The following is a 21,990-nucleotide window of genomic DNA, read 5'->3' on the forward strand; positions in this document are numbered from 1 at the left end:
CTGTGGCAACATCCCAAAGCGGGCGTTCGATTCTAACTCGCTTTTGCCCCAAAACGTGTTAACGTAATTACTCTATAGGTCGGCTTTGAGCGATAAGCGGAGATATTGCTTTAGACTTTAAAACTCATCAATGTCTGCTTTGAGTTTTGTAGGGATACGGCGAGCTCAAACTCGTAATCTTTAAGGGTTAACTAAGTAACATTAAAATTCAAATTAGTTCTCCCGTCTAAAAATGTTTAAAAAAACAAGCAGACACCCACGCGCCAAGCTATGATATTCAGCGAGTAATTTTATCTCTTATAATCCAAGATTTCATTTTAGTTATTTGAGATCAAAGTCATCTTTTATGAGCTGAGTTAAGATGCCCCCTGAAGGAACTTTGAGGATAATCTCGCTTTAATCAAAAGGGACTCTGCTTAATGAAAGCAAAGATCGTTGAATCCGCTATTACTCTCATCGAGTCAGGTGAAATAGACAAATTTTCCGTAACTCAGGTCGCTAAGTACATGGGGATTTCTCAAGGAAACTTGACCTATCACTACCCAACTAAGCAGGCTTTAGTTGAGGCAATTATTGATAGACTTCTCGAAAGACACACGATACTGCTTCCTGAATCGTTTTACAAAAACTTTGATACCAAAAACACCTTGGTTTCGGATGATGCACTAGAGCACTTTATGCGACGGACATCTCAGCGAGAAGTTGCTAACATAATGGTGTTTATCTGGAAACAGGCAATTAACTCTCCAGAAATTGCGCAAAAACTGGCAGAATACTACAGAACGATAATATTTAAGCAAATTAATGATGCTGGTGTAGAGCAGACTCAAACAGACAAAATCAATCACATTATCTTGCTATCATCGATGGTCGTTGGACTCATACCACTGATGGGGTTAGGTCGTACAACATTTGACATCAATGAACTCGTAGCAAATGCCAAGTTGATAAATCAGAAGCTCAATCGGTAATGTAAACTTTTAAATACGCCCTACCTAGCATAGGAAATGCGGATAGTTCAATCAGTTTGCACAAATTCGGTGCATGTAAATATTTACTAATATACCTAGGTTAATCCACCTACATGATGTAAAATGAGTATATTTAGTAAGCTAAATATACACACAGATACTATCTATGCGCAAAAACCTCCCTGTTACATCTAACGAAAAAACTTTCCCATCGTCTGTGAAGCTAATTTCAGTTACGGATAAAAACGGCAATATTGTTGATTGTAATGACGCTTTCGTTGAGGTAAGCGGATTTTCCAGGTCGGAGTTAATTGGCCAGCCACATAATATTGTTCGACACCCCGATATGCCAGCGATGGCTTTCAAAGTAATGTGGTCACATCTAAAAGAGGGTAAAGCATGGATGGGGTTGGTTAAGAACCGTTGTAAGAACGGTGACTTTTACTGGGTAGACGCTTATGTAACACCCGTGACCGCTAATGGACAAGTTATTGGGTACGAATCTGTTCGTTCAAGCCCAAGAGCAGAAGATGTACAAAGAGCAGACAGATTATACCGCCGCTTGAGTGCGGGAAGTAATTTACCTAAACCGTGGTATGGACCCACTTTAATAGACATCTCATAGCTATATAATAATAGGTAAAAATGAGGTGAATTATGAGTGGAAAACGTTATACTGATGAGTTCAAAATTGAAGCCGTTAAACAAGTCACTGAGCGGGGCTATAAGATTGCAGAAGTGGCTGAGCGACTTGGCGTTAGTTACAAAAGTATGCATGATTGGATAGCCCGATACAGCAAGCCTGAAGCGAGCAGAAAAACGGAAGATTCAGCTCTGTCAGAGATCCAGCGGCTCAAAGCTGAACTTAAACGTGTGACCGAAGAGAGGGACATTCTAAAGGAGGCCGCCGTGTACTTTGCCGGGGAGTCAAAGAAAAGTACACGTTCATAAAATCACGGCTCCACGACTATTCTATTGTTGCCTTGTGTCGAACACTGCAAGTCCATAGGAGCGGTTTTTACGCTTGGCTGGACTGTCCAAAAAGTCGACGAGAGCAAGAAGATGATGAACTTGCCATCACCATTAAAACGCATTGGCTTGAGAGTGGTTGTGTTTACGGCTACCGCAATATCACCAAAGACCTAAAAGGAGAAGGTAAGTCTTGTGGGAAGAATCGAGTGCTAAGGGTGATGCGCCGAGAGGGCCTAAAAGCGCTAATAGGCTACAAACGCCACCCTGTTTTTTATCGTGGATCTGAACGTAATACAGCCCCCAATACACTAAATAGAGAGTTTATTGTCCCAGAACCAGATCAAGTATGGGTAACCGATTTTACGTACATCCGGACAAAAGAAGGCTGGCTTTATGTGACCGTCGTTGTTGATCTATTTTCTAGATTGGTCGTAGGATGGTCAATGAGATCAAGGGCGACAGCGGAGTCAGTTATTGATGCTTTACTCATGGCGATTTGGCGACGACGCCCCACAAAAAGAGTACTGGTACACTCAGATCAAGGCGCTCAATATACCTCGAAAGATTGGCAAACCTTCTTAAAAGATAATAATCTGGAAGCCAGTATGAGTCGACGTGGTAACTGTCACGATAATGCTGTTGCGGAAAGTTTTTTCTCGTTATTAAAAAAAGAAAGAGTTCGCAATCGGACCTATCAAACAAGAAGTGATGCTCGCTCAGAGATTTTTGATTATATCGAATGCTTTTATAATCCAAAGCGACACCATGGATCAAATGATGGATTATCGCCATTGCAATATGAGAGGCGATATTTTACGGAGCTAGAAACTGTCTAGGAAACTGGGTCCATACCACCGTTACCTATATCGCTGCCTAACATTTTTTTAATGGTGTCTGTCGCTATCGCGCTTGCGACATTCTTTCTTGGTTACAAAGAGTTATCAGAGAGTTTGTTGCTCGCCGTCATTGCGATCTATGCAATTTGGGTCAATGTGAAAGACCACGCCAGAGCGTCTGACTTAAAAAAATTACTAAGCCGTTCTTTCTCGCATGAACTCGCAGTTCTCACCTACACCAATAAGTCCGGACTTACTGGCGCATTAGAAGTCTCTGTATTGAGCCAGCAAGCTCATCTGACAACTATTATCAACCGCATTGATGATGCCGCGAAAAGAGTATCGCGCGAAACACTTTCCTCATTTGACTTGGTTAAACAATCTAAGCAGGTTATTGATCACCAGCAATCTGAAACGATTCAGGTTGCCACAGCGATGAATGAGATGACGACAACTATTTCAGAGGTATCGCATCATGTTTCCAATACCGCTTCACAAGCTGATAAAGCATTTAATCTGGCCGAAACCGGTGGAGGACTCTCCAAAACAACAAGCGCCTCTATTGAAAAACTTAGAGCAACTGTCCAGACCATTTCGAAATCCGTTGTTGATGTAGAGCTACAAACGACGAAAATTGCCCAAGCAGCTCAAATAATTGAACAGATTGCTGAACAGACCAACTTACTTGCGCTAAATGCTGCTATCGAGGCAGCGCGTGCCGGCGAGCAAGGCCGAGGTTTTGCCGTGGTTGCTGAAGAGGTGCGTAATCTTGCAAAACGTACCCAAGATTCTACGAAAGAAATATACGAGATTGTCAGAGCTCTCTCACTAAAATCCAGCGAGGCCGTTAAAGTAGCTGAATCAGGTGCTTCTGACGCTGACGAGGGGCTGTCAAAAGTCATTGAGAGTGGAGATATGCTGCAAGGAATCGTTGCCTCAGTCGGGCATATATCCGATATGACGACACAGATGGCAGCAGCTGTAGAGGAGCAAGCTCATGTGGCTGAAGATATCAATCGCCAGGTTGTAAGTATTTCAACATTGGCCGATGAAAGCGCCAATTCTGCTGATAAAGCAGCAAGCTCTCTAGAGCACCTTAAGAAAATATCTGAAGAGCTACACGAGCTGGTGGTGCGTTTTAAATGAATATGTTAATGAAGTCTATTGACCAAAGGACAAATCTGGCAGGTCAAAATCGCTTTGAAATACTCCTCTTTAGCCTTAATGGTCATCAGCGTTTTGGCATCAACGTCTTTAAGGTTCGGGAAGTAATTCGTGTACCTGAGCTCATTGAAATGCCAGGAGCCCATTCTTTTATTAAGGGCATTGCGCAGCTTCGTGGCAATCCAGTTATCGTTATCGACCTGAGTGAAGCTACGACAGGTAAGCCGATACGTTATCCCGAACAGGCTTTTGTGATTGTGACGGAATACAACCGCCATATCCAAGGCTTTCTGGTTTCGGCAGTTGATCGCATCGTTAATCTGAACTGGAGTCAAATTCAACCTCCACCTCAAGGAGCAGGGCAAAGTCATTACCTAACTGCAGTGACAGAGATTGAAGGCAAGCTCATTCAAGTCATAGATGTTGAAAAAGTGTTCTCGGAGATCATGCCCAACGACCATGAAATTGAAGCTGAAACGGCGCAACAGCTTAAAGGGTTCAACACCTCTGAGATTGAAGTGTTGGTTGCGGATGATTCAGCAGTTGCCAGAAATCAGATTAAACGCGTGTTAGACAGTGTAAATATCCCGTCTAAACTGGTTAATGATGGCCAATCTGCACTTCAATATTTACAAGACTTTGCGGCAAAACATAAAGCAGTAATTGCAGAGAGAATACCTTTGGTCATTTCTGATATTGAGATGCCAATAATGGATGGCTATACACTGACATCCGCGATTAAATCTGAACCACTTTTGAAAGATATTCACGTCGTTTTGCACTCTTCATTAAGTGGTGTGTTTAACGAGTCTATGGTTAAGAAAGTCAGCGCAGACCAATTTATCGCTAAGTTTCATCCCGATGAATTATTACAAGCAATCAATCACTGGTTGTTAATGAAGTAAAGACAGGTGCGCTATGAGAGTGGAAGAAGTATTAAAGCGATTAAACATCAACCCCGTTTCTTTTGATGAGCGTAAAGCTCTTATTAATCTTTCAACAACCGAAATTAAATTGCTCGAAGCCATTCATAAACCACTTTATGCCTATGAGAATGAGCTTATTCATGCTTTTTATCAGCATCTTTTAAAGTTTGACCATGCATCGAAGATGCTGCATGACGTTAACCTGATGAGCAAACTTCAAGAAACACAAAAACTGTACTTTAGGAAATTAACTGCCGGCGATTATGGATTCGACTACGCCCAAGATCGTATTAGAGTGGGTATTGCGCACCAAAGGGTTGGTTTGACGCCGCAATGGTATATTGGCGCTTACGGTGTTTACTTAGATCTCGTTTGTAAATTCGTCAGTGTGATATTGAATAGCGATACGGAGCGTATCGAGCCAACCTTAACTGCGCTCTACAAAGTGGCGCTACTGGATATCACCCTCGCCTTTGACGCCTACATGTACGCTAGCCACCAGACACTTGAGCAGTCCAGGCAGCAGATTTCTGACAAATACGATTTTCAAATTCGTACCAGCAATGCCATCGCTAAGATTCAGCGCGCTTTTATACTTAATGAGTCGTATGACAGTGCACTTAGCCTTTTACTTAATGAACTCATCGCTCTGACAGATAGTCAGTTCGGTTTGATTGGTGAGGTGCGGGAAGACTCGCAACTACGACCGTATCTGAAGGTCAGCGTCTTGACAAATATCAGCTGGGATCATGAAACCCGTGAGCTATATGAAAGAAGTAAGGCGGATGGCTTAGAGTTCCATAATCATCACAATTTACTGGGTGAAGTATTAACAACCGGCCAAGCTGTTATCTCAAACAATCCTCAGGATGATTCTCGTACTGGTGGCACACCACATGGTCATCCCAAGCTCTCCTCCTTCCTTGGATTGCCTATTAAACATAATGGTAAGTTGATTGGAATGGTCGGTCTGGCTAACGCAGCCAACGGCTATGAACAATCTGACGTTGAGAAACTGAATCCCATCCTAGAAACCTTGGAATCGCTATCTGAAGCAAGAGAGATTAAAAATAAACTTGCTCTGACACTGGAAGAGAACGCCCGCCTTGCATTAGTTGCTACACAGACTGTGAACGGAGTAATGATCTTAGATTGTGATTACAACATCACTTGGTGTAATGCTGGCTTCGAACGAATCTCTGGTTATTCTTTGGAGGAGCTTGCGGGTCAATCGCCGTGGGCAACATTAACTGGGCCACAGACTAACAGCTTTGACCTTTTGAAGTTACAAAAAGCAGTCGCAAAGAGAAAGTCTATTGAAATTGAATTACTTAAATATCGAAAGAGTGGAGAGACCTTCTGGAGTCGCATCAGTTGCAACCCTACGTTTAATGAGCTTGGAGAGCACTCGGGGTATATTTCGGTTGAGCTGGATATAACTCAAGAGCGCTTGAGGCAGGACGAACTGACCAGCTTTAAAAGCGTTGTTGATCAAATCGCTGATGCCGTCCTATTTTTTGATGCCGAAACGTTGGACATTTTATATGCCAACCTTGCTACACAGCGTCAACTTGGGCGGAGTTGGGCGATGCTACAAATTATGAAGCCCTACGAATTTAAGCCGAGCTACGATGCACAATCGTTCGATCGGCTTTTGAAGCCGCTCAAAATGGGTGAGATGGAGCTGCTGCATTTTGTTACCCAACATCGCAAAGGGGATGGCAACATCTATCCTGCAGAAATTAGTATGCAGATTGTACAAACCGCGTTTAACCAAAAAGTCGTTGTCAATATAATTCGTGACATCTCAGCGCAGCTTGATTATGAAAGACTCAAAAGTGAAAACGAAAAGCGCTTGGTGAATTTGCTGCATAAATCAGAGGATGCGATGGGCATAATCAGGCCAGATTTTGTGATTACTGATTGTAATGATGCAGCCGCAAAACTGTTTGGCTTGTCTGACCGAAAAGCGCTGATTGGTTTGTCGCCTATTCAATTCTCACCACTGAACCAAGGTAAAAACAACAGCAAAGAGCTCACCAAAGTTCTTTTAAATAAAGCCTCAACAGAGGGTTACCAGCGTTTTGAATGGCTTCATATCACTAAACAAGGTCAGCATATACCGATAGAGGTAACGCTCACTCCAGTCATCTACCTTGGACAAAACGCTATCCAGGTAATTTGGCGCGATTTAAGTGACATTAAAGCCAAAGAGCACCGCATCAAGCAATTGGCATTTTTTGATGAGCTAACGGGACTGGCTAATAAAAATTTATTCTCTGACCGAGTTAAATACCTACTTAAAATTGCAGAGAGACATCAATATACCATCGCGATTGTATATATCGACCTGGTTAATCTTGAAGATATTAACGAAACAATGGGATACGAAGCGGGTGATGCAGTCATCCAAGCGGTCGGTCGCAGATTAGCAAAAACCATCCGCGGTGCAGATACTTTAGTGCGTTGTATCTTTGAGAACGAGGACTGCCAGACTTTACCTATCGTCAATGACATAGATCGAGAGTTTGACTCCTTAGCCCGTTTAAATTCTGATGTTTTTGCGCTTGCAGCCGTTATATCTAATCCCAATGCGGCATCAATAATGGTCAACAGGTTACAACAAGCTCTCGCTGAGCCGCTCGAAACCCTAGAGGGTGAAGTCAGTATCAATGCAAGAGCTGGAATTGCTTTATATCCTCAGGATGCGGATACCTTTGATGCAATAACACGAGGTGCCAATATAGCACTTAATATGGCCAAAGAGTCCGGTTTACCCAGTTGCTATTTTAATATTGAAGTGGGTGAAAGGATTCAGAAAAAATCAATTATCTCAAAGCAACTTGAGAGAACCTTACTTTCCTATCCTGATAATCTGCGAATCGTCCTTCAACCTCAAGTTTGTTTAAAAACACATAAGTTAGTCGGTGCTGAGGTTCTGGTGCGCTGGAGAGACGAAGAGCTTGGCGAAGTTTCGCCAGGATCCTTTATTCCAATTGCTGAAGAGCGAGGGTTAATCAATAAGTTGACGCATCTCGTATTAGAACGTGTTATTGAACTGAAACGCAGTTGGCAGAAAAAAGAAGTGTTCTCGCAAGAAAATTTGCGTTTCAAGCTCGCCCTTAATATTTCAGCGAAAAGCTTTGATGATGAGTCTGCAATTTATGGTTTTTTAACTTTGATAGAACTCGCAGGGCTAGAGCCAAATGATTTTGAGCTTGAGCTTACCGAAACAGGGCTTATGCGTGATCCCGATAAAGCAATATCAACTTTAAATATGATACGAAGTAAAGGTTTTGCGATTGCCATTGATGACTTTGGTATGGGGCATTCTTCATTAAGTTATCTAAAAAACATCAATGCGGATGTGCTGAAAATTGATATGCACTTTATCAAGTCAATACTTGAAGATGAGAAAAACCTCGCCATTGTTAAAACCATTATTTCAACAGCAAAGATTTTTGGCTTGAAAACTCTTGCTGAGGGAATTGAAACTCAAGAAATTGCGACGCTACTGGCAGAACTGGGTTGTGATTGGGGGCAAGGTTACTACTTCGATAAACCTCTCTCTATTGAGCAGTTTGAAAAATTACTTTTGAGCTATAAAAGAGAATACTGATTATGTTCGACTTTCTAAAGAAAACACCCGCTTTAACAGAACCACTAAAAGTTTCTGATGAAAAACTCCTCTTTAATGCCATGTTAAACGCTACCGCGATGGTGATTTTTAATCATTCAGGCGAAATACTTGAAGTGAGTCAGAAGTTTGCTGACTTTATGGGGTACAGTAAACAGGAACTTCTGGGCCAGCATCACCGCATTTTGTTTGAGACTGCCTATACATCGAGGCCCGAGTATACAACCTTCTGGCGAAATCTCCTTGAGGACAAACCGCAGCGAGATACCTTTAAATATATAAAGAAGAATAGAGAAACTATCTTTGTCGGCGCACGTTATGTGCCAATTAAGGATGAACAAGGTAAGGTGTATCGTGTTGTTAAATTGGCTTTTGATGTCACCGCGCAGCATAACGAATCTGCGTCGCAGAATGCTGTTTTTACGGCACTTAACCGCTCACAGGCTGTAATTGAATTCACCCCTGATGGCACAATCACCAATGCTAACCAGAATTTTCTTAATGCTATGGATTGCAAACTGGAACAGATAAAGGGTAAACAGCACAAAATTTTCTGTGATGAAAACTTTTATCGTGATAACCCAAACTTCTGGCGCAACTTGGCCAACGGTAACTATCAGACAGGTCGATTTCTAAGAAGAAGTCTGTCTGGCAGGAGCGTCTGGCTTGAAGCAACTTACAACCCCATTCTTGATGGGCAAGGTAAAGTCTATAAAGTGATAAAATTTGCGTCAGATATTTCTGAGCGCGTCAATAATGCCATTAATACAGTGAACCTCGCGGCGCAAACATCCGAAAAGACATCGGCGTTAACAACAACGGCAATGCGAGAGCTGGATAACAGCGTGAATACCAGTGTTCAAATCGCATCACAGGTTGAAAATACTGCACAAGTTGGTCAAGAGCTAAATCTGAAATCAAAGAATATTCAGGAAATAGTAACCACCATACGTTCTATTGCAGATCAGACAAACTTATTGGCACTTAATGCGGCGATTGAAGCTGCAAGAGCTGGAGATTCCGGCAGAGGGTTCGCAGTTGTTGCAGACGAAGTAAGAAAGCTTGCCGCCAGATCGGCCTCAGCAACCTCCGACATTGCGGAGGTCGTCAAAGAGAACGCGGGGCTGATTGATAAAATTGACACCGGCTTAAAAGAGATCAATGTGATAGCTAAAAAGGGTCATGAATCGATTGAACATGTCGAAAAAGCCATTGAGAGCGTGAATGAAAGTATTAGCGAGCTTGTTGCAACAGTTGAAGCATTGAAACCCTAATTTTTATACCAACAATCCTTTATTTATTGGATTTGTTACCAGAGCGCTCCTGATTTGTTGGAAGGTGTTTTACTTCTTCATCAGATAGCGCTATTAACGATGAATGAAAAATGGACAGCTCACATCAAAACAAAAATCTAACAATTAAAAAACAATGCGTTTAAATAAAAATTTTTAACCTAACCATCCGCATAATTACCAGAGACTAAATAGAAAGCGTTCTTTTTCTTTTTTGCGATATACATAGCTTGGTCAGCTTTATTAATAATCTCATCTGAACTAAGTTTTTCGCCTTTATAAATGTAGGCTCCAATACTTGAAGTACAAATATAAGGTTCGGCCCCTAGATCGTAAGGATACCTTAGTCGTTCTCTTATTTTTTTGCCTATTTTTTTAACCCAAGCATCAGAAGAGAAAATTTGGTTGCGTCCAGAGAGCATAATTAAAAACTCGTCACCTCCAAACCGGCAAACCGTATCGCTATCACGAACAGATTCTATTAATCGATTTGATACGGCTTTAAGTAAATGATCTCCTGCCTCATGACCTTGAGTATCATTTAGTAACTTGAAATCGTCGAGATCTATATACATCAATGCAATAGGAAATTTATCTCTTTTAGCTGATAGTAGTAGTTGCCCTAATCGTTCTTGCAACAATCTTCTATTAGCAAGACCTGTTAACGAATCATAGAATGCAAGGCGCTTAATTTCTGCCTCTGCCGCTACAGCGGCACTAATATCTCTCGCTATCTTGGAAGCACCTATTACCTGCCCCTCAGAATTATATATCGGCGAAATACTCACTGATAAATCTATTAGTTGACCATTTTTGTGTTTGCGTTGCGTGACAAAATGATCTACTTTCTGTCCACTTGAAATTTTATTTAGAATTTCAGCCTCTTCGTATGACCTCTCACTTGGAATTATCAATGTCATTGATTGACCGATTATCTCCTCCTCTGAGTAGCCAAAAATCTTTTCAGCCCCTCTATTCCAACTTGCAATAATTCCATGACTATTCTTACTGATAATCGCATCGTCAGAAGATTCAACTATGGCTTTGAAATACGCAAGGTTTAGTTCTGCAAGTTTCCTTTGAGTTCTTGCTATCCAACTGATAACACTTTCCCGTGAATTTCCTTTAACTATAATTGGCGTTAAAAAATTCCCTTTCCCTAACTCATGTAAATGGCCTTCTAATTCAGGAATAGAACAGCCGATTATCTTACGAAGCTGCACGCCAATTTTAAAAATAAAAATAATCAGAAGTATCGAAAGTAAACATAGACTTCCTATAACTAGCATCAGCCTATTTTTTGCTATATTTACAGTGGATTGTGTCCTGTCAAAAACCATCTGTTCAGTTTCGATAATCGGTCGCATGATTTCTGCCTTTGTTGAGATAAAGAAATCATTTGCTAGCATTTCTAAAGCTTTTTCGCGTTTTTTAGGATCTGTCGGTACGTTTTCTTCAAAAAGGTCAATTGCTTTATTTTCTACCGCCACTAATAAGTCTGACTTTTCCTTAGAAAGCTTTAAATTTTGTAATTCAATTTCAGTAAAGCCAGCTCTTTGCATTAGTTCAATAATCGAAATTCCGTCACCGCTGGCGTCATGCTTCGACTCTGAAATATCGGGGGCTGCTCCATTAACATCCCAATAAGCAAGAGAATAATTCTTCGGTCGCGTTCTCAACCCGTCACGTATTTCAACGACAGTCTGAAACTGATGTTTATAAAGAGGGTTAGCAGTAATGATATAAGTTCTTACTAACCTTGCTAAATCGTTAGATGACTGGCGAAGCTCCGCAGCCAACTTAATAGACTTCTCTCTCGTATCAACAGCACTCTGATAACGTAATTGTTCAAAAACAAGTACAACGATACTCGTACCTAACAAGAAAACAATAGCTAGCATCGAATACAAATAAATTTTGAATGCTTTAGGTTGTTCCTTCCATTCCATGTGCTAATAAATCCTGTCTATAATTTTGATGTTAAGGTTAAAAAAATAACAAATTCAGAGATTAATCATACTGGAAACGCTTGAATATGTCGAAAAGTGAGTGTGAAATAATATTGTGTAGAGAGGTCCGTCTAATGCGTCAGACATAAGTCGCTAGCCTGATGGCACACTTTATTTATATGAAACGTTATCATGGTAAGCGTCCGGCAAACCACACATTTTAATTATCTTCAAACACCTTAAAGTCTGTTGTCTTTTAAATCAGAGCAACAGTCTCATGTTTACCGCGTCTTCCCAGCTTAACGTTACACTGATTTGTGGGCCTACCGACATGCGTAAAGCCATTGATGGACTTTGCAATATTGTCGCCTACGATCTTAAAAAAGAACCTTGTAGTGAGCACATTTTTGTCTTTTGTGGTCGAGCACGTGACAAGATCAAAATATTGCAGTGGTCTAATAATGGTTTTTGGTTGCATTACAAACGATTGGAAAAAGGGCGTTTCCAATGGCCTGGCATTGAGGATGAGCATTTATCGCTGCACATATCTCATCGACAACTGAATTGGTTGTTGGACGGCCTACCCATTTGTTCCCAAGGGGCACATCCGCATTTAACTTACCGATATCATGACGCATAGCCCATTAGGTTGGTATAATCCAACCTATGAAAATACTTCCAGAAGACTTACCCAATGACGTTGAAGCGCTTAAAGCACTATTGCTTGAGCAAGCTTTACTATTGGGTAAAAAAGACAGCCTTCTGAGTGAAAAAGACTCGCTGCTTGCGCAGTGGCAATCTAAATACACGTTCATTTTAGAGCAGTGGCGTTTGGCGCAGCAAAGTAAGCGTTCATTCTAGGGAGTCATTGACACTCAGAACAATGGCGATTTCAGAGGATTATCTGCGAACAGGTGTTTCCATCGTCTCGGTGTTAAGTCGGCGACGTCTTTGGCTGGATGCTGGCTGACGCGTTGCAGTACATCCGTCAGGTAGACGTTGGGATCGATGTCGTGCAGTTTGCACGTGCAGATCAGGCTTTGGATGAGGCCAACGTGCTCGGCCCCCAGTTCTGTCCAACAGAGTCGAGTCAGCAAGGGGGAGTTTCGCCCCCAAGCTGCTCACAGAACCGTACGTGACAGTCTCCCGTCATACGGCTCTTGGTCGCACATTTGATGCACGAAGTAATTCCCAATGAGCAAAGAGCGTTGGCATGCGTTTTCGTACTTGCTCAAGCTTTCGCTCCGCCTCTCGTGTTCCTATCTTCAACTTGCATCTTGCCCATTTAATCAACCTTGATTGAAAAACAGACCAGATACGATAACTGAAGTGTCGGTACCAAAACTTGCCATAGTAGTGTATCCACCCTCTTAACGAGGCATTGTACCTCTGCGCAAGCTCTTTCAATGTCGCTCCAGATGATCGATGTATTCGCCACGAAGTAATCGTTTTCGTGATTCGCTTCATGGCGGTCATTGAGGCACCCGCTGCACATTTTCTAAACAAACAACCGTCTTTTCTCCTAAGCGTTCTAACCTTAAAGTCATAGCCTAGGAACGTGAAGACTTTCTTTACGTTATGGCGTGGAAATGTATCTATATAGACCACATTCGATTTGGCCTCATTGATACTCAATCCCACTTCTTCCATTCGTCGTTGGATCGCTTCCTTTAGATTCACCGCCTCTGACATTCGACTACAGTGACATACAATGTCGTCTGCGTACCGTTCAAACGGCACATAACGCCAATGTTTGTCCATCCATCGATCAAAAGCATAGTGAAGAAATAAATTCGCCAAAATGGGCGAGATAACGCCGCCTTGCGGCGTACCACGCGCTCTCTTTGTTAGGGTATCAGCCTTGCTTGAGTCCGTCATGGGGGCTTCCATCCACCTACGACAGTACAATATTACCCAACGAGGCATATCATGGTGTTCTAACGCTTTCACCACCAAATCATGGTCAACATGATCAAAGAAGGCCTTGATATCTATCTCTAATACCCAACTTTTAAAACGACAGTTACGCTCACATTGCGTTAAAGCCATATGCGCTGATCTATTGGGACGATAACCAAATGAACTATTATGAAATAGCTTATCTAGTCGCGTTTCCAGATAGATCTTGACTGCCCCTTGCGCGATACGATCACTAATTGTTGGAATACCCAGTATTCTGTCTGAACCATCCGCTTTAGGAATTCGCTTTTCACGAACCGGTGGCGGCAGGTAACTGCCAGAACACAAACGGTTCCATATCTTGTAAAGATTACGGTCTCTGTTGTTATCAAATTGCTTCATTGTTTGGCCATCGCAGCCCGGCGCACCTTTATTGCGTTTGACCGATTTATACGATTGCCACACGAGAGACTTAGGAATCTCAAATGCTTTGCCTTGCATTAAAACGTCATCCTCTTAAAAAAAGTTGTGTTCTAACCAATTCGGCGACCCAGACCCCTTCGCTCCAGCACCATTACAGCGCATTCGACACTACTACGAGCCTGTCCGTCCCTACTGCACGATACGTGCTAGCAGTAGGTTCTCACGTTCCCTAAGCTGGCCTGTCTGGAAGTCCCGCTGCCTTAACACCGGATGCCATGTAGTCAGTAATCAGGTATCCTCTACACTTATCAGGGGGTGGCTGTACAACCCCTTTTTGACATCACCTAAGATTTCGATGCTTCTTCGAACAGTTCACTTTCGTTCGACTCTTCCAGACTTACTTGACGGTAGTATTTCCGCCTTTTCCTGAATCGCTCACTACCGAAGACCTTAGCCAACAGCAGCATCAGGTAGTTTGATCAGTGCGCCTGAACGCCCTGACCGGAGGGCCTTCCTCCATCCAACTTAGAGCATGGATTCATTATGCTGCAATCAGTTCTACTTCATAATGTCTCCTTCGTGACACACAGAGCCAGTTTTTCTTACCCATGGGGATGGGTCTTATCTCTCGCTCTAGGTGGTTGGTGTCCATGGCGACATCGGGATTTTCTAAGAAGACCATGAGTTGGCGTTTGCGCTTTAAGGTGTAGTTTAACGCTTTCATCCAGCTATCGTCTGGTAATAGGTCGGCCCGTTGACTTTGCTCTTCACAGAAGGCAAAAAACTGATTCACTAAGGGCTTGCTGTGTTGCGCTCGATAGTCTTGTTTTTTCTCATCTGACCAACCTTTTTGTTTGATGTGGCTTTCGTGTTGGTACAAGACGGCAATCAGGTTGAGGGCGTGTGTCACGGCCTCGGTTTCTTCTGCTTCGGCTTTCAATAGTTGACGACGCATATGCACCCAACACTGGGCATGAGTGATGTCCGGCGATTTTGCTTCGTAGCTGCTGTAAGCGGCATAGCCATCGGTCAGCAAGGTGCCTTGCCAAACATGGTCCAATAAGTCTTGGATGTGTTTCATGCCACGACTTTGAGAGAAGGTAAACACCACTTCGTCTTTGTCACCATACACCGGCCAAAAATACGCTTGTTTCATTTTGCCGGGTTTATTGCCTACCCCAGGCTGTCGAGTAACCTTTATCGGCGTTTCGTCCATGGCCAGTGTGTTGCTGTCCAGTACACTGATAAGTTGCTCTATCACGATGGGCCGTAGCAGTTCGATCCCTCGTTTGGTGAGATTGGTGAGGGTGGCTCGACTAAGGGTGATGCCAGCGGCACTAAGCTGTTGATGCTGGCGATAGAGCGGTAAGTGGTATAAGAACTTATTGACCAGCAACCCCACGATGAAGCTGACGTCCGCGAGTGAGCTATCAAAAATCACATCGGGCTGTGACGCGGTAATAAGCTGTTTGCTGATTTTGTGCTTCACTACCTGACGTTTGGTAATCACCACTTCATAGGCACTGGTTTTTTGCACGATGCGGCTGACTTCTTTGAAGCCCACTTCTTCGTATTCGTGCGCATTGGGGCCTTGTAGTTCGTCCGCTAGAATCACCTTTTCACGAACGGGTACGGATTCGTCAAAACGCAGTCCGGTGATATTGATTTCATTGCCTTTGCGGGACTTGGGGGCTTTGCCTCGAACACTGGAAGACTCAGATTTAATCGGCACAGATGATGAGGTTTCTTCTACTAACGCGGGGTTAGCTGGCATCGGGCCCACGATATCGGCGAGGGCTTGTTGTTCAGGAGTGAGTAAGCCTCGGCGTTCGCTTTTTGGTCCAAACAACTCACGTTTTAGCATCCACACTTCGGCTTCATATTGGCGGATTCTTGAGGACATGGCCTCGACTTCAGCGCGCAGTTTTTCGACCTCATTCGTGTGAAGCAAGTCGGTGTGTTCGAAGGGTAAAATAGGTCGGTAAGTCGTGTCATTCATGGGGTTGGATTATACTATCCACCCCCTTAAGATGCGCGTTTGTAGCGCTTAAATTGGCGATATTTTTCAACTTTTATGCCCGCCAACAGATGTTGTAACTCCATGGTGCTTAGAGCGTGTTTAGCCTTTTCTGATGACGCATAGTTGAACTGCCCCTGAGACAGTCGTTTGCACCAAAGGCAGTACCCAGAGGTTTCAAAATAGAGGATTTTCATCTGGGTTTTGCGTCGATTAATGAACACAAAATACCCGGTGAGTGGACTCTCTTTGATCTGTTGTTTGATAAGTCCCAACAGACCAGTATAAGACTTGCGCATATCAGTGGGTTGGGTATAGAGCCAAATTTTGGCATTGGGATCGGGCATAAACATCAGTCACGACTCAGTCGAAGCTCAACACCATCCCCTAGGCGCAGAGTAATGTTCCAGCGCCCAGAACCAGAGAGAGCAGGAACTTGGCTGAGATCGATGAAGTCTGAGTGCATGGAATCTGATGGTTTTTTGGTGCCTGAAAAATGCTGTCGCCATTTGCTAAAACTGGCGTAACTCACCTGATGCTGTTCACAGTATTGAGGAGCTGATAAACCAGACTCGGCTTGATCGCCAATGATTTGTTGCCATTCAGAGGAAGAACGACGAGCATAAGGTTTGGTCATTAGATGAACTCCGTTATGAAATAAAAACGAAGTTCAGTTTAGAGTGTGAATGGATTGGGGTGAATAACGGCGTAGAATGAACGCTTACCATTTAAAATCCGTCAGGAGCAAGCTCCCGAAGTACTAGCGACCTATAAAGCTTGGCTTGAGAAATCGGCTCAACAAGTGCCACCGAAATCTTTATTGGGTAAAGCCATCCAATACAATCTCAATCAATGGGACAAACTTACCGTTTACTTGACCGACTATCGCGTCAACATCGATAACAACCGAGCAGAACGCGCCATCAAACCCTTCGTGATTGGACGCAAAAACTGGCTGTTCTCGAATACGGGTAATGGTGCAAAATCCAGTGCAACGCTTTACAGTATAATAGAAACGGCCAAAGCCAATGGACTTATCCCGTATGATTACTTAGTAAGATTGTTTGAAGAGCTGCCGAGAAGAAAGGAAAACGATGTCATAAACGATTTATTGCCGTGGAATATCAAGCTGACTTAAGTTTGAGAATAAAGGGTGAGTCTTCCCGCTGCATCCATGCAGCCTTGAATCTTCCTGAAAAGTGACAGAGCCTCCGTCCTGGAGGCTCAGATAAATCCATTTACCCTCTGTCTAACCATAAATTATTACAATCACGTGTCAGATACAAGTTTTATGGCTATAAAAAATTAACGCTGCCTACGTGTGGTTTACCGCACGCTTACTAAGAACCTACCAATGAACAAAAGCTAAAACAACATTGGCAGAGACTGCATGAGGATGTTCGAGTTTGATACTGTCTAGTAAAATGAGGGAAGTCCACATCAACATAAGAAATAGATAAAAAATACCGGCAATTAGCCGGTATTTTAAGAAAGATGCCCCAACTATTAGCTAGGCATTTTTGTAGTACGTAAGTAAGGTAGCTTAACGTTTATTTCACCAAATTTTTCTTTCGCTTGTTCATCATTTAACGACAAAGAAACAATAACATCTTGTCCAACTTCCCAGTTTGCAGGCATTGCAATCGGCACACCGTAGCTTGCTTGTAATGCATCAAGCGCTCGTAACACCTCTGCAAAATTTCGGCCGACAGACATTGGATAAGTCATAGAAAGCTGCAGTGGTATGGACCCACTTTAATAGACATCTCATAGCTATATAATAATAGGTAAAAATGAGGTGAATTATGAGTGGAAAACGTTATACTGATGAGTTCAAAATTGAAGCCGTTAAACAAGTCACTGAGCGGGGCTATAAGATTGCAGAAGTGGCTGAGCGACTTGGCGTTAGTTACAAAAGTATGCATGATTGGATAGCCCGATACAGCAAGCCTGAAGCGAGCAGAAAAACGGAAGATTCAGCTCTGTCAGAGATCCAGCGGCTCAAAGCTGAACTTAAACGTGTGACCGAAGAGAGGGACATTCTAAAGGAGGCCGCCGTGTACTTTGCCGGGGAGTCAAAGAAAAGTACACGTTCATAAAATCACGGCTCCACGACTATTCTATTGTTGCCTTGTGTCGAACACTGCAAGTCCATAGGAGCGGTTTTTACGCTTGGCTGGACTGTCCAAAAAGTCGACGAGAGCAAGAAGATGATGAACTTGCCATCACCATTAAAACGCATTGGCTTGAGAGTGGTTGTGTTTACGGCTACCGCAATATCACCAAAGACCTAAAAGGAGAAGGTAAGTCTTGTGGGAAGAATCGAGTGCTAAGGGTGATGCGCCGAGAGGGCCTAAAAGCGCTAATAGGCTACAAACGCCACCCTGTTTTTTATCGTGGATCTGAACGTAATACAGCCCCCAATACACTAAATAGAGAGTTTATTGTCCCAGAACCAGATCAAGTATGGGTAACCGATTTTACGTACATCCGGACAAAAGAAGGCTGGCTTTATGTGACCGTCGTTGTTGATCTATTTTCTAGATTGGTCGTAGGATGGTCAATGAGATCAAGGGCGACAGCGGAGTCAGTTATTGATGCTTTACTCATGGCGATTTGGCGACGACGCCCCACAAAAAGAGTACTGGTACACTCAGATCAAGGCGCTCAATATACCTCGAAAGATTGGCAAACCTTCTTAAAAGATAATAATCTGGAAGCCAGTATGAGTCGACGTGGTAACTGTCACGATAATGCTGTTGCGGAAAGTTTTTTCTCGTTATTAAAAAAAGAAAGAGTTCGCAATCGGACCTATCAAACAAGAAGTGATGCTCGCTCAGAGATTTTTGATTATATCGAATGCTTTTATAATCCAAAGCGACACCATGGATCAAATGATGGATTATCGCCATTGCAATATGAGAGGCGATATTTTACGGAGCTAGAAACTGTCTAGGAAACTGGGTCCATACCACAGTCTTCTCCAGCATCGTCACAAGGGACGCTGTAACCGTGAGATACCTCATAACAACGAGGTGAAGCCTGAATCGAAACATCGCCAAATTCTTTTCTGTAATTTTGATTCGTAGCTAATATTTGATAATCCAGAGACACCAAGATCGCTGGGCAATCATAACCATCTAACATCTGAGCTAGGTGTTTATAAGAATAAGCATCAGTCGCAATAACCTGCATCATAAAACCGCCATTTTTGTCAAAACTTATGTCATTTATGTCAATTTCTGCGCTATCAGTCAATTCTAAATTCATAAATAACAGGAAATTAAAAAATAAAACACATATATCAATAACTTATATAGTTATATTAAATTGGCATACATCGTGCTATGTTTTAAACATGCAATATTTCTAATATTCAAATTAAAACCAGAGGAGATACTATGATGGACACTTCAAATAAACCGCATGTCGCTGCTTTTTTTGAAAAAGACTCAAATACTTTTTCATATGTCGTAAAGGATCCTAAATCAAATAACTGCGCAATCATTGATAGCGTACTTAACTTTGACTATGCCTCCGGTGGCACCTCGAACTCCAGTGCCAACGAAATCATCGCCTATGTAAATGAACATAATTTACATGTTGAATGGATCATCGAAACTCATGTGCATGCAGATCACCTTTCTGCCGCACCTTATTTAAAATCAAAACTTGGCGGAAAGATCGGTATTGGTAAACAGATAACCATCGTCCAAGAAACATTTGGCAAGGTGTTTAATGAAGGCACCGAATTTGAACTTGATGGTTCACAGTTTGATCACCTATTCCACGATGGCGAACAATATCAAGTTGGCGAATTACAATGTACTGCAATGCACACACCGGGACACACTCCGGCCTGCTTTACTCATGTGCTAGGTGATGCAGTTTTTGTTGGTGATACCTTGTTCATGCCAGATGCTGGAACAGCGAGAGCCGATTTTCCTGGCGGAGATGCGGGCGTGTTATACGACTCTATTCAAAAAATACTGGCTCTTCCTGAAGAGTATCGAGTCTTTATGTGCCATGACTATTGCCCTAATGGTCGCGAGTTGGAATACGAAACAACGATTGCATCACAAAAAAACGACAACATTCATGTGAAGAAAGACATTGAGAAAAGCGCCTTTGTTGAAATGCGCGGAAGTCGCGATAAAACCTTGTCGATGCCTCGCCTGATTCTGCCCTCTTTGCAAGTCAACATGCGAGCAGGGGATTTCCCAAAAGCTGAAGAAAATGGCTTGGTGTACCTAAAAGTTCCAGTTAACGCGTTCAAATAACGATAACAACGACAACAATAATCGAGAGGACAGCAACATGCTTCGCAAACAAATAACTGAGAATTTTTCTGTATCTGAACAAATCACCTTAAATGACGTTGAAACCCTTGCTCAAGCAGGGGTTTCTCTGATCATTTGTAATCGACCGGATAATGAAGAAGCAGGACAGCTTGCTTTTGCCGACGTGAAAGCATTTGCAGCCACTAAAAACATACAGGCCGTTCACATCCCTTTTTCTGCTGGTCAGATGCAAGACTCAGATGTTGCTCTGTTTAAACAAGCTATTAGAGAAAGCCATAACATACATGCGTATTGCCGAACGGGAAATCGTTCATCTATTATTTGGCAAGCTGCTCAGCAAACAGAAAACAGCGACAGTCAAACACAAAATGAAACCTTTGATGTGGTTATTGTAGGAGCAGGAACCGCAGGTATTGCAACGGCTGCAAGTATTCTCAAACGTCAATTGAATACTCGAATCTGTTTAATTGACCCTTCCACAAATCACTATTATCAGCCGGGTTGGACATTGGTTGGTGGCGGCGTTTTTAAAGCCAATACTACTCGCAGAAATATGTCTGACGTTATTCCCAAAAATACCAAGTGGCTACGAGAGTCCGTTGAGCATTTTCAACCTGAAAACAACACCGTCAGCCTAAGCAATGGAAAAACCATTGCTTACAAGCAACTCGTCGTCGCAGCCGGCATAAAATTAAACTGGGAGGCGATTGAGGGTCTGACGGATACCTTAGGTTATAACGGAGTTACGTCAAATTATCGCTATGATTTGGCTCCGTACACTTGGGAGCTAACCAATAATTTGAAGAGTGGTAAAGCCATTTTTACTCAACCACCTATGCCGATAAAATGCGCCGGAGCACCACAAAAAGCCATGTACTTATCCTGTGACCATTGGTTGAAAACAGGCAGATTAAACAAACTTAATGTGTCGTTTTACAATGCTGGGGCAGTTTTGTTTGGCGTTTCCGAATATGTTCCTGCTCTTATGGAATATATTGAGAAATACCAAGTCGATACACACTTTAAGCATGAGCTAGTAAAAGTAGATGGTCCTAATAAAAAAGCCTTCTTCTCCTGCGTTGATGAAGAAGGGAATACCAGTATTATCGAAGAAAGCTATGATATGCTTCATGTCTGCCCACCACAAACAACGCCAGATTTTATAAAAAACAGCCCTTTAGTTGACAATGCAGGCTGGGTCGATGTTGATAAAGAAACCATGCAACACAAGTCTTTCTCTAACATTTGGTCTCTTGGTGACGTATCAAATACGCCCAATGCAAAAACCATGGCGGCGGTTCGTAAACAAGCCCCTGTTGTCGCACAAAATATCGTTAATGCCTTACAGAGCAGACAAGAAATCGCTATTTATGATGGTTACGGCTCCTGCCCTCTAACGGTTGAAAAAGGCAAAATTGTCTTGGCAGAATTCGGATATGGCGGTGTTCTCATGCCAACCTTTCCGAATTGGTTAAACAAAGGGACCAAAGCAACCAAGTTGGCTTGGATTTTAAAAGAAGACCTTTTACCTTCTTTCTATTGGCATGGAATGCTTAAGGGCCATGAATGGTTTGTAAAACCTAAAATGCGTAAATAACGGAGA

Annotated in this window: 19 protein-coding genes and 2 pseudogenes; 13 read left to right on the top strand and 8 right to left on the bottom strand. The window is 42.7% G+C overall.

Annotated features, from left to right (window positions below; all coding sequences use genetic code 11):
• The first annotated feature begins 419 nt into the window (after positions 1–419).
• The 7 genes from J8N69_RS02275 to J8N69_RS17095 all read left to right on the top strand — a co-directional run bounded on the left by J8N69_RS02275 (position 420) and on the right by J8N69_RS17095 (position 9,780).
• Entirely contained in the window at positions 420–971 is a 552-nt protein-coding gene (locus J8N69_RS02275) for a TetR/AcrR family transcriptional regulator (RefSeq protein ID WP_168827633.1), read from the top strand.
• 166 nt (positions 972–1,137) lie between these two features.
• A complete protein-coding gene (locus J8N69_RS02280; RefSeq protein ID WP_168827631.1) occupies positions 1,138–1,596 on the top strand; it encodes a PAS domain-containing protein in 459 nt (152 codons plus the stop codon).
• 32 nt (positions 1,597–1,628) lie between these two features.
• A protein-coding gene (locus J8N69_RS02285; RefSeq protein WP_227803951.1) for an IS3 family transposase occupies positions 1,629–2,779 on the top strand; the annotation gives its coding sequence in 2 pieces (ribosomal slippage) (positions 1,629–1,866 and positions 1,866–2,779; 1,152 coding nt in all).
• Between the two features lie 51 nt (positions 2,780–2,830).
• Positions 2,831–3,925, top strand: a complete 1,095-nt coding sequence (locus tag J8N69_RS02290) for a methyl-accepting chemotaxis protein (RefSeq protein ID WP_168827614.1) — start codon at positions 2,831–2,833, stop codon at positions 3,923–3,925.
• Positions 3,922–4,848 (top strand): chemotaxis protein, encoded by a 927-nt coding sequence (locus tag J8N69_RS02295; protein ID WP_168827615.1) that lies wholly within the window; start codon positions 3,922–3,924, stop codon positions 4,846–4,848. The genes J8N69_RS02290 and J8N69_RS02295 overlap by 4 nt, the downstream gene beginning before the upstream one ends.
• A gap of 19 nt (positions 4,849–4,867) precedes the next feature.
• Positions 4,868–8,488, top strand: a complete 3,621-nt coding sequence (locus tag J8N69_RS02300) for an EAL domain-containing protein (RefSeq protein ID WP_168827617.1) — start codon at positions 4,868–4,870, stop codon at positions 8,486–8,488.
• Between the two features lie 2 nt (positions 8,489–8,490).
• Positions 8,491–9,780 carry a methyl-accepting chemotaxis protein gene (locus J8N69_RS17095; RefSeq protein ID WP_168827619.1) on the top strand — a complete coding sequence of 430 codons (1,290 nt, stop codon included), beginning with the start codon at positions 8,491–8,493 and terminating at the stop codon, positions 9,778–9,780.
• 179 nt (positions 9,781–9,959) lie between these two features.
• Here the strand turns inward: J8N69_RS17095 and J8N69_RS02315 are convergent, their stop codons facing one another.
• The gene (locus tag J8N69_RS02315) at positions 9,960–11,747 is read right to left on the bottom strand and encodes a diguanylate cyclase domain-containing protein (protein WP_168827629.1); all 1,788 of its coding nucleotides are present in this window, start codon (positions 11,745–11,747) and stop codon (positions 9,960–9,962) included.
• A gap of 277 nt (positions 11,748–12,024) precedes the next feature.
• On the opposite strand from J8N69_RS02315, the gene tnpB (J8N69_RS02320) reads away from it, so the two are divergent.
• Together tnpB (J8N69_RS02320) and J8N69_RS02325 are read left to right on the top strand one after the other, a co-directional pair.
• The gene (tnpB, locus tag J8N69_RS02320; protein ID WP_227803952.1) at positions 12,025–12,387 is read left to right on the top strand and encodes an IS66 family insertion sequence element accessory protein TnpB; all 363 of its coding nucleotides are present in this window, start codon (positions 12,025–12,027) and stop codon (positions 12,385–12,387) included.
• Positions 12,388–12,413: 26 nt separating this feature from the next.
• Positions 12,414–12,608, top strand: coding sequence for a hypothetical protein (locus J8N69_RS02325; RefSeq protein ID WP_227803953.1), 195 nt, complete (start codon positions 12,414–12,416; stop codon positions 12,606–12,608).
• Positions 12,609–12,622: 14 nt separating this feature from the next.
• On the opposite strand, the pseudogene J8N69_RS02330 reads toward J8N69_RS02325, so the two are convergent.
• The 5 genes and pseudogenes from J8N69_RS02330 to tnpA all read right to left on the bottom strand — a co-directional run.
• Positions 12,623–12,829: pseudogene (locus J8N69_RS02330) on the bottom strand (transposase domain-containing protein); the annotation flags it as partial.
• A gap of 67 nt (positions 12,830–12,896) precedes the next feature.
• Positions 12,897–14,147: a group II intron reverse transcriptase/maturase gene (ltrA, locus tag J8N69_RS02335; protein WP_168827679.1), complete on the bottom strand. Its 1,251-nt coding sequence runs from the start codon at positions 14,145–14,147 to the stop codon at positions 12,897–12,899.
• Positions 14,148–14,610: 463 nt separating this feature from the next.
• Positions 14,611–16,068, bottom strand: a complete 1,458-nt coding sequence (gene tnpC / locus J8N69_RS02340; RefSeq protein WP_168827671.1) for an IS66 family transposase — start codon at positions 16,066–16,068, stop codon at positions 14,611–14,613.
• A gap of 26 nt (positions 16,069–16,094) precedes the next feature.
• Positions 16,095–16,439 (bottom strand): IS66 family insertion sequence element accessory protein TnpB, encoded by a 345-nt coding sequence (gene tnpB / locus J8N69_RS02345; protein ID WP_168827669.1) that lies wholly within the window; start codon positions 16,437–16,439, stop codon positions 16,095–16,097.
• Entirely contained in the window at positions 16,439–16,723 is a 285-nt protein-coding gene (gene tnpA, locus J8N69_RS02350) for an IS66 family insertion sequence element accessory protein TnpA (protein ID WP_168827667.1), read from the bottom strand. The genes tnpB (J8N69_RS02345) and tnpA overlap by 1 nt, the downstream gene beginning before the upstream one ends.
• A gap of 99 nt (positions 16,724–16,822) precedes the next feature.
• On the opposite strand from tnpA, the pseudogene J8N69_RS02355 reads away from it, so the two are divergent.
• Positions 16,823–17,224, top strand: a pseudogene (locus tag J8N69_RS02355) (IS66 family transposase); the annotation flags it as partial.
• A 368-nt stretch (positions 17,225–17,592) separates the two neighbouring features.
• On the opposite strand, the gene J8N69_RS02360 reads toward J8N69_RS02355, so the two are convergent.
• Positions 17,593–17,814 carry a thioredoxin domain-containing protein gene (locus J8N69_RS02360; RefSeq protein WP_227803954.1) on the bottom strand — a complete coding sequence of 74 codons (222 nt, stop codon included), beginning with the start codon at positions 17,812–17,814 and terminating at the stop codon, positions 17,593–17,595.
• Positions 17,815–17,891: 77 nt separating this feature from the next.
• Between J8N69_RS02360 and J8N69_RS02365 the strand changes: the two genes are divergently transcribed.
• Positions 17,892–19,042, top strand: a protein-coding gene (locus tag J8N69_RS02365; RefSeq protein WP_227803951.1) for an IS3 family transposase whose coding sequence is annotated in 2 segments (ribosomal slippage) — positions 17,892–18,129 and positions 18,129–19,042 — 1,152 coding nt in all. Because the reading frame shifts where the segments join, the coding sequence is not laid out codon by codon here.
• Here J8N69_RS02365 and J8N69_RS02370 read toward each other — a convergent pair.
• Entirely contained in the window at positions 19,039–19,284 is a 246-nt protein-coding gene (locus J8N69_RS02370; protein ID WP_168827365.1) for a hypothetical protein, read from the bottom strand. The two genes, J8N69_RS02365 and J8N69_RS02370, sit on opposite strands and share 4 nt — an antisense overlap.
• A gap of 203 nt (positions 19,285–19,487) precedes the next feature.
• On the opposite strand from J8N69_RS02370, the gene J8N69_RS02375 reads away from it, so the two are divergent.
• Together J8N69_RS02375 and J8N69_RS02380 are read left to right on the top strand one after the other, a co-directional pair.
• Positions 19,488–20,366, top strand: a complete 879-nt coding sequence (locus J8N69_RS02375; protein WP_168827367.1) for an MBL fold metallo-hydrolase — start codon at positions 19,488–19,490, stop codon at positions 20,364–20,366.
• 37 nt (positions 20,367–20,403) lie between these two features.
• On the top strand, positions 20,404–21,984 hold the full coding sequence (locus J8N69_RS02380) for a bifunctional protein tyrosine phosphatase family protein/NAD(P)/FAD-dependent oxidoreductase (RefSeq protein WP_168827379.1): 1,581 nt from the start codon (positions 20,404–20,406) through the stop codon (positions 21,982–21,984).
• Positions 21,985–21,990: the final 6 nt, after the last annotated feature.

It is taken from the genome of Marinomonas profundi, from assembly GCF_020694005.1.
Lineage (GTDB): Bacteria > Pseudomonadota > Gammaproteobacteria > Pseudomonadales > Marinomonadaceae > Marinomonas > Marinomonas profundi.

What these genes read in the sequence shown, in the direction of transcription:
- J8N69_RS02275 (WP_168827633.1), top strand. Translation starts at nt 420, where the DNA reads ATGAAAGCAAAGATCGTTGAATCCGCTATTACTCTCATCGAGTCAGGT.
- J8N69_RS02280 (WP_168827631.1), top strand. Translation starts at nt 1,138, where the DNA reads ATGCGCAAAAACCTCCCTGTTACATCTAACGAAAAAACTTTCCCATCG.
- J8N69_RS02290 (WP_168827614.1), top strand. Translation starts at nt 2,831, where the DNA reads ATGGTGTCTGTCGCTATCGCGCTTGCGACATTCTTTCTTGGTTACAAA.
- J8N69_RS02295 (WP_168827615.1), top strand. Translation starts at nt 3,922, where the DNA reads ATGAATATGTTAATGAAGTCTATTGACCAAAGGACAAATCTGGCAGGT.
- J8N69_RS17095 (WP_168827619.1), top strand. Translation starts at nt 8,491, where the DNA reads ATGTTCGACTTTCTAAAGAAAACACCCGCTTTAACAGAACCACTAAAA.
- J8N69_RS02315 (WP_168827629.1), bottom strand. Translation starts at nt 11,747, where the DNA reads ATGGAATGGAAGGAACAACCTAAAGCATTCAAAATTTATTTGTATTCG.
- tnpB (WP_227803952.1), top strand. Translation starts at nt 12,025, where the DNA reads ATGTTTACCGCGTCTTCCCAGCTTAACGTTACACTGATTTGTGGGCCT.
- J8N69_RS02325 (WP_227803953.1), top strand. Translation starts at nt 12,414, where the DNA reads ATGAAAATACTTCCAGAAGACTTACCCAATGACGTTGAAGCGCTTAAA.
- ltrA (WP_168827679.1), bottom strand. Translation starts at nt 14,147, where the DNA reads ATGCAAGGCAAAGCATTTGAGATTCCTAAGTCTCTCGTGTGGCAATCG.
- tnpC (WP_168827671.1), bottom strand. Translation starts at nt 16,068, where the DNA reads ATGAATGACACGACTTACCGACCTATTTTACCCTTCGAACACACCGAC.
- tnpB (WP_168827669.1), bottom strand. Translation starts at nt 16,439, where the DNA reads ATGTTTATGCCCGATCCCAATGCCAAAATTTGGCTCTATACCCAACCC.
- tnpA (WP_168827667.1), bottom strand. Translation starts at nt 16,723, where the DNA reads ATGACCAAACCTTATGCTCGTCGTTCTTCCTCTGAATGGCAACAAATC.
- J8N69_RS02360 (WP_227803954.1), bottom strand. Translation starts at nt 17,814, where the DNA reads ATGACTTATCCAATGTCTGTCGGCCGAAATTTTGCAGAGGTGTTACGA.
- J8N69_RS02370 (WP_168827365.1), bottom strand. Translation starts at nt 19,284, where the DNA reads ATGATGCAGGTTATTGCGACTGATGCTTATTCTTATAAACACCTAGCT.
- J8N69_RS02375 (WP_168827367.1), top strand. Translation starts at nt 19,488, where the DNA reads ATGATGGACACTTCAAATAAACCGCATGTCGCTGCTTTTTTTGAAAAA.
- J8N69_RS02380 (WP_168827379.1), top strand. Translation starts at nt 20,404, where the DNA reads ATGCTTCGCAAACAAATAACTGAGAATTTTTCTGTATCTGAACAAATC.